Raw genomic sequence first — 14,815 nt, 5'->3', positions numbered from 1 at the left:
AGGAATTACCAACCCGGGTTTTGTGTCAAGTTCGGGTTAACGTTACGCTCGTCGCGCGGGATAGGCCACAGGTAGGCACGGCCGGCATCAAAGCTGCGCTGGTTTGCGCGGATGTAGCCGTTATCAACCGATGTTGGGCCATACTTGGCACCATGCGCCCAGCCGTTCAATACCACTTCGGCAGTTTTCCAGCGGCGGATATCGAACACGCGCAAGCCTTCCATGGCCAGCTCTATACGGCGCTCGTTACGAACGATATCGCGCAGCACAGTTTGCCCGCCTGCAGGGAAGTTAAGCGCATCGGCAGCGGTAAAGCCTGCACGGGTGCGGATAGGTTTAATGGTTTTATCCCAGGTACCTGCGTCCAGTTGGCCCAGCTCGTTTTTAGCTTCGGCATACATCAGCAGCACATCGGCATAACGTATCATAATTAAATTCAAACCCGACTGGAAGTTGGTTAACGATGTTGGGTCGTAGTATTTACGCATGTAATAGCCCGTTGGCGAGCTAACCGCACCCGAAGCATACTCATCCGTACCACGCCCGGTGTTGGCATCCGGGTTAGGGTCCGAACCGGGTTTTATGTAGATGGTTTTTATCGAACCATCGGGTCTTTTCCATTGGTACAGGTTGTACACAACAGTATTGGTGAGGCGTGGGTCGCGGTTTACGTACGGGTTATTTTCATCGTAACCGCTGCCTGCATCACCTATCTTTTTGCCATTGGCCATCAGGTAACTATCAACCAGTTCTTGCGTCGGAGCCAAAGCATTCAGCCTGGCACCAACCGATAGCGGGGCAAAATCGAAGAAATTGTTGTAACTGCGGTTAGGCGCGCCCGATACGTATTGCAAATCGAGCATTACTTCGCTGTTATACTCGTTCTGCGGAAGGAACAAACCCTCGTACGAGTTGAACAAACTGTAGGTACCATTGGTGGTATTGCCTATCAATTGCTCGCAGGTGGTAACTACATCAGCCCAGCGGCTTTCGTAAAGTAATACCCTTGCTTTTAAAGCTATGGCAGCGCCTTTGGTAATGCGGCCACGGTCGGCTTCGGCATAAGCTGTGTTGGTTGGCAACACTGCTGCGGCAGCATCCAGTTCCTTCAGCACAAAATCAACCACCTGTGCTTTTGGCGTGCGGCTGATGGTTTTTGATTCATCAAGCGAGATGTCCTTATCAAACAAAGGCACATCGCCATACCAGTTCTCTAACTGAAAGTAGTGGTACGCGCGAATGAACCTCGCTTCGCCTTTCATGCGGGCATTCAGGTTGGCATCCATCGATGTTACCTTATCTACATTCTCTAAGAAGATGTTGCAGGTTTTTATACCCGAGTAGTGCGAGTTCCACTCATCCCGTACGCGGGCAAGCGAAGCATCATAAGTGCCGGCAGCAAGCGAAGCTACACCGCTGGCATCGCCACGGCCGTTGTAGGCATTGTCTGATGCGCCTTCGTTGTAAAAAAACCAGTCGTTATTAAACATTTGGGCGTAGGCAGTGCTCAGCACGGCGGTCGCCTTTTCGGTGGTGGTCCAGTAGGTTGCTTCGGTAAAGCGGTTCTCCGGTGCCAGGTCCAGTTTTTTACAGGCCGATGTAAATACGATCAGCATGATAAAAAACGCGGCTTTATTATAGTTTCTAATTTTTTTCATGATAGCAATATTTATAACGTTACATCAATACCAAACCCGTAGTAAATTGGCGTAGGGTATGCCCTGCCGCTGTTTGCGCCGCCCGCCTGCACATTGCTGTTAAATTCGGTGGTTTCGGGGTCGAGGAATTTGATACCCGAGAACGTAAGGATGTTTTGCCCGGTTAGGTAGGCCCTAACTTTGCGCATACCTATCTTTTTAGCTACGCCCACAGGCAGGGTGTAACCCAACTGCACATTTTTGATGCGCAGGTACGAGCCATCGAATATGTACATATCCGAACCGCGGCGGAAGTTGTTCTCGTTGCTTTGGCTGCCGTTAGCTGCTAAGCGAGGGAAACGGGCGTCGGGGTTTTGCGGGGTCCAGTAATCCAACTGATGCTGGTAAATTACCTGCGAGTAGCCAAAGTGGAAAGGCTCTACCTGTTCGCCACGGATAAATACGCTACGCTTGCCAACGCCCTGTGCAAATATGTTCAGGTCGAACCATTTGTAGGTAACGTTATAAGTAAAACCAAAGGTTAAGCGAGGGAAGCCGTTGCCTAACACAAATTTGTCGTTATCGTCTATCACGCCATCGCCGTTCACATCCACATAGCGGTTATCGCCGGGCACAACGTTCACGCCCGAAAATTTAGGGCCGTTGGTAACATCATCCAAATTCTGGAAATAGCCATCGCGTTTGTAGCCTACGTACGAGCCAATAGGCAAACCAACTTTATTGATGATCTGCATCTCGTCGTAACTGCGCAACTGGTCGCCGCCTTCGAGGCTTAACACTTTGTTTTTAGAATCGGCAACGTTAAAGGCAAATGAGTGTGCAAAGCCGCCGGTTTTAACACGGTAATTCAGGTTAACCTCCCAGCCATGGTTTTGCACCTTGCCGGCATTGTAATCGGGCAGGCCTGCGCCGTATACACCAGGTACACGCGGTGGCAGCAAAATATCGCGGGTAATTTTGTTAAAGTAATCAACCGATAAAGTCAGCGCATTATTAAAGAAGGTTGCATCGGCACCCACGTTGAAGGTTGCAGCGCGCTCCCAACGGATATCAGGGTTAGCAAAACGGATATCGGTAGTACCAACCACACCATTATTGAAGCCGTAGTAAGTGCCTGTTGATGCCTGGTAAGTGCTCAGGAATTGGTAGTCGCCTACGTTTTGGTTACCCAATATACCGTAAGAGGCACGCAATTTCAGGTCACCCACTTTGGCGCGGTAGTTCTCCATAAAATCCTCCTCGCTTAAACGGTAACCGCCAGATACAGACGGGAAGAACGCATTGCGGTTATCTTTAGCGAATCTTGAAGAAGCATCCAGCCTGAAATCGACCTCGCCATAATACTTGTTTTTATACGAGTAGCTCGCACGGCCGAAAAGCGAGTTGAGGCTGCTTTCGGTTTTGTTGTTATTGGTAGCGGTAGACGATGGGTCTATCACCGTACCTGTTACCGGGGTACCCAGTTCGGGGTCGGTATACTTCAGGTGCAAAAAGTTGCTGGTGTTAGTGGTAGATTCATTGGCTACACCTACCAGTACATCCACATTGTGGTTTTTAGCAATGGTTTTGGTGTATTGCGCTAAAAACTGGGTGTTTATGAACAGGTTCTTGTTGTTATCGTCGTCGGTATTCCTATCGGCACCATAAGTTCCTTTAGGTGCAAAGTTTACCTGTATCACGCGGCCGAACATGTGGTTGGCCAATAGCGTACCGCCAAAAACACCTTTTATTTTAAAGTCCTTAGTTACGGCCAATTCGGCATTCAGGTTACCGAAGATATTGTCGTTATCGCGTTTGCGGTAGCCGCCTTTTTCCAGGATACCGAGCGGGTTAAACTCCTGCAATACATCGTTGGTGAGGTAGTTGCCGTTGGCATCCTTTATCTGGTAATAAGTTGGCGTACGGCCGGCATCAACAATAAGGGTACCGGTACTGTACGAGTGTTCTTTTATCTCGGTACGTGCGTAAGCCAGTATGCTGGTTAATTTTAATTTGCCAAACTGGGTGGTAAGGTTCATGCGGTAGTTGTACCTGCGTAGACCATAGTTGGGCCCAACCAAATTGCTGCGTTGGTCGGTAACGCCGGCCGATACTAAATAAGTAGTATTTTCTGCGCCGCCGCTTAAAGCCAGGTTATGGTTTTGTTGCGTGGCGTTTTTCAGGATGGCATCTAAGAACCACTGGTTATCTCCCTGCTCTTGGTAGGCGCGTATTTGTGCCGGGCTGTAAATAGGCGGTAAACCGGCGTTCACTACGGTTTCGTTACGCAAAATGGCGTTCTCGTAGCTGTGTACCGGTCGGTAACCCACATGCGGCGATTGCACACCTGCTTGCCCGTTGTAGGTAAGCGTTGCAGTACCTTTTTTTCCTTTTTTGGTGGTCACCAAAATTACACCGTTTGCCGAGCGCGAACCGTAGATAGCAGCACTACCCGCATCCTTCAGTACCGATACTGTCTCGATATCCTGCGGATTCAACAGGTTAATATCGCCACCGGTAATACCGTCAATAACTATCAGCGGACCGTTGTTACCCAGCGTGCTCACCCCACGGATGTTGATGTTTTGGTAAGCACCCGGCTCGGCACTGGTTTGCTGTATGGTTAAGTTAGGTAAAGTACCCTGCAGGGCCTGCGTAAGGTTAGCTGATGGTTTGCCATCGATAGCTGATGAGCCCACCTGGTCTACCGCGCCAATAACGTTCACACGTTTTTGCGTGCCGTAGCCCACTACCACTACCTCGTTCAGCGAGGTACGCTCGGGAAGCAGTTGTGCATTTACGGTAGATTGTCCATTAAGCGGGACTTCTTTGGCGGTGAAACCGATAAACGTGAATACCAGTGTACCGTTCAGGTCGGGCGCATCCAGTATAAAGTTACCATTGATATCGGTAACGGTTGCAATACTGGTGCCTTTTAACCTAACACTTACGCCCGGTAAAGGCAGGTTGGTATCGTCGGTTACCTTACCGTTTATTTTGGCGAATTGCTTTGCCGGTTTAATAGTTGCGGCAGCAATTTCTGCTTCGGTACGTTCGCCTATAACGATAACATCATCGATAATTTTGTACGAGAGGTTAAACGGAGTTAAAACCTCATCCAATACCTGTTTTATGGTTTTGTTGCTTGCATCAACGCTCACCCTGAAGCCCGGCTTCAGCACGTTATCGGCATAAGCAAACTTCACTTGTTTATCGGCAGAAAGCTTCTCCAGCACATCGGTAAGCTTATCGTTCTTCAACTTAAGCGTTACCGGCTGCTCCAGAAACTTCTGGCCGAAAGAGTCGTTCGCAATGGCCGAGAGGCACATTAAGCAAACCACAAAACAGGCGAGCGTGGTAAATTTCATTAATATAAAAACATAACGAACTACTCCATTTGATAATAGAGATATATTCATAAATTTGAGAAATTAAAGTGTTTGAAATACAAGTGCTTCGTTCTGAATTGGACCTCTAAACGGAGTACTTCATAATAACCCGGCATTTTAATCAACCCTGTTCAAATCCCTTTGACCAGGGTTTTTTTATGGTTTTATGTCATTGTCGTCGTCGTATAATTTTTGGTTAATGGTAATTGGTTATATTTTGAATTGATCTTTTGGCTTATTCTGTTAGCATCCCTTTCCTCTCAGGCGGTAACCGTCATCTTGCTTTACCATTCTGCCTTTCACCAGTTTAGAGATTATAGCCATGATATTTTGCAGCGATACATTGGTAAAGTTTGCCGATATGGTACACTTGGTAAGGTTATCATCGGCCTTTATTTTAATGTTGTAGCGGTGCTGCAGTGCGTTCAGCACTTCGGGCAGGGCCATGTTTTTAAATACCATCCCGCCGTCTTTCCAATCGGTTAGTTCAGCCACATCCACGCCTGTATTTTTAAGCGCAACATTGGTTTGTTTATTGATGAAAACCTCTTCGGATGGAGTAAGGAAAACCGTTTGCCCTTTAGCCGGCACAACGCCTACCTTGCCCGTTAGTACGTCCACTTTAACAAAGGCATCTTCGGGATAAGCTTTTACATTGAAGCTGGTACCCAAAACCTGTGTACGGATGGCACCGGTGCGAATGATGAAAGGATTCTTGGCATCGTGCGCTACGTCTAAAAACGCCTCGCCTGTTAAAGTAACCTCACGTATACCACCACGGAATTTATCGGGATAAGTAAGTTTACTGCCACCGTTAAGCCAAACTTTAGTACCATCGGCAAGGGTGTAGTTCACCATTTGGCCGTTGGCAGCGGTAAGCTCTTTGTATTTTATAGGGTCGATGTAATTAACAATATTGTTTTGGAAACGATAGATAAGTGCCGACACGCTAACCAACGCTACTATAACCGAGGCGGCAACCATCCATTTACGCGATGAGCGGCGTGGCAGCTCGGGCTCGCCAATGGCATCGGTAATGCGCGCATACACCCTGGCGCTATCAAAGCTTGCATCATAGCCATCGGCTTTTTGTTCGGCAAGGTTTAAGTCGTCGAAGTACTTTTCTACAAGTTTTTCCTGCAGCGAGCTATCGCCGGGCGCGTTACGTTTTTTCAAGAAGGTAAACTTTATTGGTGGTTTATATATGTAGGATGCAACAGAAAGGGCTACCCCCTAAAGAATGTGAAAATATTTTTTGGAGGAGTATTCCAAACAATCTACGGTCCGCAAAACAAAGCAATTCGGCCCTTAAAACAAACCACGCCTTTTGGCATCGCCCTAACTTTGTTCCTGTTAAATAATTAAACAGCATGGAACGGCAACAAATAACAGACAATTATAACGGGGCATTACAACGCCCGCTCAACTCAGGCTTTAACGCAAAGTCAACAGCCGCAGACGTAATGCAGGACATTAGTCTTACAGGGAAAACAGCTATTGTTACCGGCGGGTACGCAGGTATAGGTTTAGAAACTGTAAAAGCTTTAGTAGCGGCAGGCGCTAAAGTGATAGTGCCGGCGCGCGATATAGCCAAAGCCGCTAAAAATCTTGAAGGACTATCGAACGTCACTGTAGAACAAATGGACTTGATGTATCCTGCATCAATAGATGCTTTCGCTAAAAAATTTATGGCGACAGGCGCCCCTTTGCACCTGCTCATTAATAACGCCGGCATTATGTGGGTGCCGATGCAACGCGATGCACGGGATTATGAGTCGCAACTGGCTACCAACCACCTCGGGCATTTTCAGCTTACTGCCGGGCTTTGGGATGCTCTTAAACTGGCTAATGGCTCAAGAGTGATAAACGTTTCCTCCTTCGGCCACCAAATTGCGCCCTTTGATTTTGAAGACCCTAATTTTGAGCATTCCGAATACGAAACGCTGCAAGGTTATGGGCGGTCGAAATCAGCCAATAATTTATTCTCGGTAGAATTAGACCACCGCGGCAAACACCTGAGCATCCGCGCCTACTCGTTACACCCCGGTTCGGTAAACGGCACAGACCTGGGTCGGGTTGCCCCGATGGCCCTGTTTCAGCAAATGGGTACGCACGATGAGCATGGAAACATTTACCCCGAAGTAGCCGAACGCCTAAAAACACCCGAACAAGGTGCCGCCACAACTTTATGGTGCGCCACCAGCCCGCAACTCAATGGCATTGGCGGCGTATATTGCGAGGATGCCGACGTTGCCGAGCTTGACCTGGGTAACATCCCTCATCAGTACGACAACCCGTCTACTCTGCGCGGCGTGAAGCCCTACTCGGTAGATGCCGAAAATGCCAAACGCCTTTGGGACCTGAGCGAAAAACTTACCGGGATCGTATTCGCCGCATTGTAATAGCGAATACTTAACTTTATACCAGCAATGGAACATCAAAGCCAATACATTCACCCTCATATCAAGCGCTCAACTTTCGGCAGTCGTTTTTTTAAGGCTGATGTACTGTTTGAGGACCATTTGCTGGTATGGCTGCTCTCAGGTGAAACCAAGATCGTTCATGGCGATAAAACTCATGTTTTTGGTGCGGGGGATACCTTGTTATTTCCCCGCCATTTGCTGGCAACAGTACTTAATTACCCTAAGAATGGATTAGCGCACCAGTCGGTAGTAATGCACCTGACCACCGAAAAGCTAAAGGACTATTACCATAAAAAACAACCTGCTGCAGATTCCTTAATGGGTTTCGAGCCCTCTTTCATTTCATTCAAAAAACATCCTTTGCTGCAAAGTTGCCTGGCATCTGTAGCACCATACTTCGATCTGCAGGAAGAATTACCCGATGCCATTGCTTCGGTAAAAATAGAGGAAGCTATACATGTTGTGCGCATGCTCGAGCCCGGTATAGATAACCTGCTGGCCAACTTCGCAGAACCCGGCAAGATAGGGTTGAGCGATTTTATGGAGCGGAACTACATGTTCAATATGCCGCTGGAGAAATTTGGCTATCTCACCGGTCGTAGCCTCACCACCTTTAAGCGCGACTTTAAAAGAGCCTTTGCCACCACGCCTCAAAAATGGCTCACCCGCAAAAGGCTCGACCTGGCCCATTACCAAATACGCGAGAAGCGCCGCAAACCATCAGAAGTTTACCTTGAAACGGGCTTCGAGAACCTCTCGCACTTTAGTTTTGCTTTTAAAAAGCAGTTCGGCTATGCACCGACGGAAGCCACGGTGTAGTAAAAGCCCTAAATAATTTCACGCAAAGACGCTAAGCCGCAAAGGTTTAAAAAAAAATCGCTTGACGTTAGAGCGAGAGGCGGTAAGTGGTTGACGAGAGTAGGCTGGCCGAAATACCATGTTCTTTCTTCTTTGCATCTTCGCGCCTTTGCGTGATAAAAAACAGACGTTATTTACCCGCTGATCTGCCGCGATTACCCCTATTTAAAAAGATTCTTTAATTTAGGTTTGCACAAAACCAATAAACCATGATGCTTCAAAATAAAAATGCGGTTATATACGGCGCAGGCGGATCGCTGGGCGGGGCCGTGGCCAAGGCTTTCGCGGCGGCAGGTGCGCGGGTATTTTTAACCGGGCACCGCATCGCATCGATGCAAAAAATAGCAGATAAGATAAATCAAAGTGGTGGCATTGCCGAAGTTGCCGAGGTAGATGGTTATGACGAAAACGCTATTAACGCGCACCTCGCTGAAGTATTGCAAAAAGCCAGAAGCATTGATATCTCCTTCAACGCTGTCGGTGTTGACGTTACCCAAGGCATGCCTTTGGTAAACATGAGCATGGATGATTTTGTACTGCCCGTAACCCAAACCTTGCACACCCGTTTCCTTACGGCAAAAGCCGCCGGCAATGCCATGATGAAACAGGGCAGCGGCGTAATACTTTTCCTAACGGCTACTCCGGGCGGTATTGGCTACCCATACACCGGCGGTTTTGCACCGGCGTGTACCGCGGTAGAAAGCCTTTCGCGTAATTTGGCGGCAGAGTTAGGGGTATACGGCGTGCGTGTAGTAACCATCCGCTCGGGTGGTTCGCCGGATTCTAAAGTATTTAGCGATGCTATCGAAAGTATACCTGATGTAATGGAGGGCGTATTGAGTAGCATGGAGAACGATACCATGTTGAAGCAGCTTCCGCTGATGGCAGATATCGCTAACACAGCAGTTTTTCTATCGTCAGAGATGGCGGGTAAAATAACCGGTTGCACTATTGATGTTACCAGCGGCACAACAGCGGGACTGAATTATAGGGTACCGAAGGTATAAGGCTATTTTAAAGCTTCTATAATAACTAAGGCCGCTACCGCCGGCAGGTAATCGCTCATACCGGTGCGCAGGTAGCGCAGGGCAATAGTCATTTGGTTTTCTACGGTTTTTATAGAGATACCCAGGCGGGCGGCTATTTCTTTATTGCTCAGGTACTCTTTACGGCTCAGGGTAAATATCTGCCGGCATTTCTCGGGCAGTTGGGCTACGCTGTCATCCAGTACCTTGCTTATATCCTGTTGCAGCAACCGGCTGTCGGCGCTGTACTTATCGGCAAGTACTTCAATGGCCGATACATCGAGCGTGGCGCGCTGGGTGCGGATGTACATTAATACGCGGTTTTTTATGGCGACCTTTAGATAGTATTCGAGCGAAGTAATATTCAGGTCGTGACGCTTGCTCCATAGGTCTACGAATAATTCCTGCACCAGGTCTTCGCAAACATCTTTATCCCTGAATAAATTGTAGGCTGCATAATAAAGTTTCGCCGAATATTTGTTGTACAGTATCTCAAATGCCTTACGGTCATCCAGCCTTAGCCTTTCTAATAATTGCGCATCAGGCCACATTTGAAATTCCTGTGGTGGGAGCATAAAACTAACGAAAAACGGTTGACGAATTGGTAATGCATAATTACAAGTTTATTTTCGAAAAGGAAAATTTTTGTAATTACAGAAATACCGTAGCCGTTATTTGCGCGGGCGCCTTGGCCTTAAACCGGGCGTGGCAGAACTTGACGAACCCGCAGAGTCGCCGGTTGGAGCACCTGAAGATGGGCGTCTTTCTTCGCGGCGATAGTTGCTTTGCTGCGGAGGGCGGCGCTGAAACGATGAAGCAGGCCTTTTTTTAACAGGTTCGTCGGCAGTTATTTTTACGGTGAGGTAGCGGTCGCCAATTGGTGCGCCGTCAAGCTCTTTTACAGCATTTTCGGCATCTTCCTGTGTGGCAACTTCTAAAAACGCATAGCCCTTGCATACGCGCGTTTTTTTATCCCTTACAATTTTGATGGTTACCACACGGGCATACGGATCGAATGCCTGTACTAACTCCATTTCTGTAATATCGAGCGAGAAACCACCTACGAATAGTTTGATCATTTTATTGAGAACGTGAAAACAGATTAATTTATACGTATTGTAAAACGTAATGGTATCTATGACTGGTAGGGGCGCGCTACAAAGGTATAATACTTTTGCAAAAAAATGCAAGCCTCTCCCAAACGACCCGATTATGTCCCCCTTGTATTGCATTAGTAATAATAATGTTACTATTTGTGGCTGAGGCATTTGTTTTGGCATCAAACAAAAAGCGCCCCGGATCTCATCCCGGGGCGCTAACCAATTAAGCATTACAAATTAACCAACTAATCTCAACTGTATCTTCAATATTATTGCGTTAACACCATGTACTTGTAAGGCGTTAGGTATAGTTTATCCGTTAACGTAACCGCTGCACCGCTGAAGGCATCCTTCCAGCCGGTTTTACTTACCGTGGCAGGCAGGTTGTAGGTTACGTTGTTGCCACGCAGGTTATCTATCACCAGTACCTTCTCTTTATCGGTCGATTTGGTGAAGGCCGCTACGTCGTCACTGCTCATTACGTTCAGGTCGCCGTTTTTGAGGGCATCGCTGCCTTTGCGGAAATTCAGGATGGCTTTGTAAGAGGCAACCAAGTCGGCATTTATGGTCCAATCTACCGGGGTATGGTCAAAAAAGTTCATATCGCGGGTGGTGCCTACTTCCTGCCCTGTGTACACCATGGGTACCCCCTTCATGTATGCAGTTACTACAAATGCAGCTAACGAGCCAGCTTTGCCGCCGTAAATATTTATCGGGCTGCCATCGGTAGTGTACACATCGTGGTTGGTGGTGTACCTCACAATTTGCGAGCCTTTGTAGGCGGTGGCATATTCGCTGGTATTCAGGTCTTGCAGAATAGTGGCCGAACCATTTGCACCGAAAACCTTACTCTCTAAATTAAAGTAGTAGCCCATGCCGTAAACCAGGTTAAAGCCCGCTTTAAAATGGTCGCTACGGGTACCTTCGGCCAGCATCAGCAATTTGTGGGTGGTGATAGTTTTCAAAGCATCGTTCGCTTCTTTCCAAAAATCGAAGGGTACAAAGTCGGCCGCATCGCAACGGAAACCGTCGATATTGGCGGTATATACCCAATATTTCATGGCATCTATCATGGCGGCACGCATATCTTTATTGGCGTAGTTTAATTGCGCAACATCGCTCCAGCCGGTACCCGGAGGGGCAATAATATCGCCTTTTGCATCCTGCTGGTACCAATCTTTATGTTGGGTTATCCAGGCATTATCCCAACTGGTATGGTTGGCTACCCAATCGAATATTACGGTCATGCCGCGGTCGTGTGCGCCGTTAACCAAAGCCTGCAGATCGGTAAGGGTACCGAACTCGGGGTTAACGCCTTTGTAGTCCTTCACAGAATACGGAGAGCCGTAGCCACCTGCAGACTTTAAAACACCTACAGGATAAACGGGCATCAGGTAAAGCACGGTGGTGCCCAGATCTTTAATAGCATCCAGCCTTGCGGTAACGCCCTTAAAGCTGGCATCGGCACTAAAGGCGCGCAGGTTAACCTGGTAAATAATGGCATCCTGCGAGCTTACCACACCAGCATAAGGCGTACCTACCTGCGGGTACGATGCATCGGGCACTATGGCCGGCGCCGTGAACTCGTTCTTTTTGCAATAGCTAAAGAAAACGATGAGGAGCAGGAGTAAGCTGTGTTTTATGTTTTGAATTTTCATTTCGTTTTATGTTAGTGGCTATTTAACCACGGAGAACACAGAGAGAAAAACGCGGAGGTTCGCAGAGAAAAAAATGATTATGCAAGGCTCTGTGAACCTCCGCGTAACCTCTGTGAACTCTGTGGTTAAAAACTCATGCATCTCCAGAATTAATTTTTCTTCAGCGTATAAGTATAATTTGTCGGGTCGTGCAGATCCAGCGTGATGGTGTAGTTACCGCTGCTTGGTACGCTCAGGTTATCCAGCGAACCATCATACCCGAATACCGGGTTATCGGCATAAGCCAGCTTGCCTTCTTTTGTTATACCAAAATCTATCACCCATTGATGGTTGGCCCTGAATTTGAACGAACCTGTAGATAGCATATCGCAAGTGAGGGTCCACACTTGTTTAGAGGCGTCGTAGGTCATATCGGTATCGCCGCCCCATCCGCCTGGTGTTGCATCGCCTATGATGCCCCATGTGGTTGGTACCGCGCTCCATGTTTTGGTGTTGAGGTTAATAGCCACCTGTATATAACCCGGGCCGGGCGAAACCAAACCGCCTGCCAAACCATCTTCGGTAATGGCACCGCCGCCGCCATCGCCATAGTTAATGTGATCCCAATCGGGCGAGCTGGTGAATTTGAAGTAATAGTTATCAGCAGCAGGCATGTACACATAGCCTTCGTATATCTTAGGTTTCAAGGCCGCTGCAACCGGCGCCGTACCCGGCGACCAGCCCTGGTAAGCACCCGGAATATACAATACCGGAATAGTTGGTGCCGCAACATACGGCGTAACCGCTAAGGTTACTGCCTTTGTATAAGCGTACTGATCCTGATAAGCGCGCACACGGAAAACTAGGTTGCCTGCTGCACCAGTTGCCAGCCCTTTGGCAATGGCAAGGTTATTCAGGTCTTTCCCTTTGTAAGCTTTGCTTAGTGCATCGTTACCAACGGTGATGTTGGTAGCGTTGGCCCAGGCATTGGCGCCTACAGTATCTGCCGGTACATCTATCTGTAAAGTATAGGTGACAGATGCCTTAACAGGATAGGTTACGGCCGGCCAGGAAAATGTTACTACCGATGTAGTATCGTTTGCCTTGCTTAGGGTTACAGCACTTGTTGATGCGGTGAGGCTCGATGGAAACGATACTGTTGCCAGCCTCGTAAGCGTTTTATCTTTTTGGCACCCATAGGCCACACAGCATAATATGGCTAAGGTGAGGTATAAAAACTTTTTCATATTGTGTTATGGTTTAATAGCCCGGATTTTGTTTTAGGTTGCTGTTGGCATTGAGCGCAGCAGTAGGTATAGCAAATATTAAACGGGTAGCTGGCGCGGCCGGAACAAAACCATGCGGCAACAAGTATTTGCCGAACCTGATCATATCCTGCCTGCGGTGGCCTTCCATGTTCAATTCAAAACCGCGTTCGTCGTAAATATTATCCAAAGTTGGTGCGGCTATATCGCCCAATCCGGCACGTTGCCTAACCTGGTTAAGGTATGGCGCAGCAGCGGCCACATTGCCCAAACGCACATTACATTCGGCCTGTATCAAAAGCACGTCGGCGTAACGGTAGATCGGGAAATCGTTAGAAGCACCGCTGGCATCGGGTTTTACCGGGAAGAATTTCACATTCCTGATACCTTCGTTAGGCGCAGCTCCGGGGCTGATCAATGAAGATACATCGCGGGTGTAGGTAACCCCACCGGCCTGCGGACCAACAAGGAACTGCTTTTTGCGGATATCCCTGTCATCATACTTATCATAAAACTCCGACGGAATAACGGTACCGTTCCAGCCTGCAAAGCCTATCAACGCTACACCGTTGGGGCTGTTAAGGCTACGGATGCCGTATATGTTACCGCTCACTACGTTCTGCGTAATAAACTCGGCCAGTATGGTTTCGTCGTTAGGGCATACATCGCCAAACAACTCGTAATACTGGTAACCCAGCGGACTGCCCGCGTTTGCCGCACCTGCGTGTAAGGAGTAACCGCCCGCAGCAACTTTAGTAGCGGCAGCTAAAGCATCTGCCCAATGTGCCGTACCTGTATAAACCTCGGCATTTAAATACACTTTGGCCAATACCATATAACCGGCCCATTTGTTAAAGCGGCCATAGTAAGCGCCACCTCTTGCTTCTGATAACAGGTCTACGTTCGCTTTCAGTTCCGAAACAATAAAGTCGTAGATCTTCGCTCTTTTTTCCTGCGGAATTTTTGATACATCGATATTGTTATCGGTGTAAAAAGGCACGTCCCCAAAGTCATCTATAGCTAAATAGTATAACCACGCACGCATGACCTTAGCCTCTGCAATTTTCGACGGATCGGCATTTGCGGCCGTTAGCTGGGTAATGGCCAGGTTGGCGCTGTAAATGGATGAGTATATCCAGTTCCAGGTGTTGTTGATGATTCCTAAAGTTGGTAATTCGGTACGGGTATAAAGCTGGGCAAAATCAAGCTGCCAGTCGCCGGTGTTACGGTGAGGTATCACCTGCTCATCTGATGCAAAGCTGTTCAGATCATACCAGCAGTTGTCGCGGCCTGCATAATTGCTGCCCCAGGTACCGGTTATTTTTCCGTACACGGTTGCCAATGCGTTATCTGCACCGGCGGCGGTACCGTAAAACGCATCGCCGGCATATTTATCATATACATTCTCATTAACCTTGGTGCAGCTTTGTGCGGCAAGGCCAACTATTAAAATACTTGTTAAAAGTTTCTTCATCATTTTA

Annotated in this window: 11 protein-coding genes; 3 read left to right on the top strand and 8 right to left on the bottom strand. The window is 48.0% G+C overall.

The annotated features are described in order from the left end of the window. Nucleotides 1–5 precede the first annotated feature (5 nt). From BC343_RS29825 to BC343_RS29815, 3 genes are all read right to left on the bottom strand, one after another. The gene (locus BC343_RS29825; RefSeq protein ID WP_078351477.1) at nt 6–1,658 is read right to left on the bottom strand and encodes a RagB/SusD family nutrient uptake outer membrane protein; all 1,653 of its coding nucleotides are present in this window, start codon (nt 1,656–1,658) and stop codon (nt 6–8) included. A gap of 11 nt (nt 1,659–1,669) precedes the next feature. Then, a complete protein-coding gene (locus BC343_RS29820; protein ID WP_078351476.1) occupies nt 1,670–5,005 on the bottom strand; it encodes a TonB-dependent receptor in 3,336 nt (1,111 codons plus the stop codon). 264 nt (nt 5,006–5,269) lie between these two features. Next, nucleotides 5,270–6,202 (bottom strand): FecR family protein, encoded by a 933-nt coding sequence (locus tag BC343_RS29815; RefSeq protein ID WP_078351475.1) that lies wholly within the window; start codon nt 6,200–6,202, stop codon nt 5,270–5,272. Between the two features lie 194 nt (nt 6,203–6,396). Between BC343_RS29815 and BC343_RS29810 the strand changes: the two genes are divergently transcribed. The 3 genes from BC343_RS29810 (at nt 6,397) to BC343_RS29800 (ending at nt 9,314) form a co-directional block, all read left to right on the top strand. Then, complete coding sequence (locus BC343_RS29810) at nt 6,397–7,428, top strand: SDR family NAD(P)-dependent oxidoreductase (RefSeq protein ID WP_078351474.1); 1,032 nt, start codon at nt 6,397–6,399, stop codon at nt 7,426–7,428. 27 nt (nt 7,429–7,455) lie between these two features. Beyond that, nucleotides 7,456–8,268: an AraC family transcriptional regulator gene (locus BC343_RS29805; RefSeq protein WP_078351473.1), complete on the top strand. Its 813-nt coding sequence runs from the start codon at nt 7,456–7,458 to the stop codon at nt 8,266–8,268. Nucleotides 8,269–8,516: 248 nt separating this feature from the next. Further along, the gene (locus BC343_RS29800) at nt 8,517–9,314 is read left to right on the top strand and encodes an SDR family NAD(P)-dependent oxidoreductase (protein WP_078351472.1); all 798 of its coding nucleotides are present in this window, start codon (nt 8,517–8,519) and stop codon (nt 9,312–9,314) included. A gap of 2 nt (nt 9,315–9,316) precedes the next feature. On the opposite strand, the gene BC343_RS29795 is transcribed toward BC343_RS29800, so the two are convergent. From BC343_RS29795 to BC343_RS29775, 5 genes are all read right to left on the bottom strand, one after another. Next, nucleotides 9,317–9,907 (bottom strand): RNA polymerase sigma-70 factor, encoded by a 591-nt coding sequence (locus BC343_RS29795; protein ID WP_078351471.1) that lies wholly within the window; start codon nt 9,905–9,907, stop codon nt 9,317–9,319. 96 nt (nt 9,908–10,003) lie between these two features. Continuing rightward, nucleotides 10,004–10,411, bottom strand: coding sequence for an RNA recognition motif domain-containing protein (locus BC343_RS29790; RefSeq protein ID WP_078351470.1), 408 nt, complete (start codon nt 10,409–10,411; stop codon nt 10,004–10,006). Between the two features lie 290 nt (nt 10,412–10,701). Further along, on the bottom strand, nt 10,702–12,090 hold the full coding sequence (locus tag BC343_RS29785; RefSeq protein ID WP_078351469.1) for an alpha-amylase family glycosyl hydrolase: 1,389 nt from the start codon (nt 12,088–12,090) through the stop codon (nt 10,702–10,704). Between the two features lie 149 nt (nt 12,091–12,239). Beyond that, nucleotides 12,240–13,316, bottom strand: coding sequence for a SusE domain-containing protein (locus BC343_RS29780; RefSeq protein ID WP_078351468.1), 1,077 nt, complete (start codon nt 13,314–13,316; stop codon nt 12,240–12,242). Nucleotides 13,317–13,329: 13 nt separating this feature from the next. Continuing rightward, the gene (locus BC343_RS29775) at nt 13,330–14,811 is read right to left on the bottom strand and encodes a RagB/SusD family nutrient uptake outer membrane protein (protein WP_078351467.1); all 1,482 of its coding nucleotides are present in this window, start codon (nt 14,809–14,811) and stop codon (nt 13,330–13,332) included. Nucleotides 14,812–14,815 lie beyond the last annotated feature (4 nt).

The sequence above is a fragment of the Mucilaginibacter pedocola genome, from assembly GCF_002013915.1.
Classification (GTDB): domain Bacteria; phylum Bacteroidota; class Bacteroidia; order Sphingobacteriales; family Sphingobacteriaceae; genus Mucilaginibacter; species Mucilaginibacter pedocola.
Note: the sequence above shows the minus strand (reverse complement) of the source record. Positions and strands in the feature narration are given on the sequence as shown.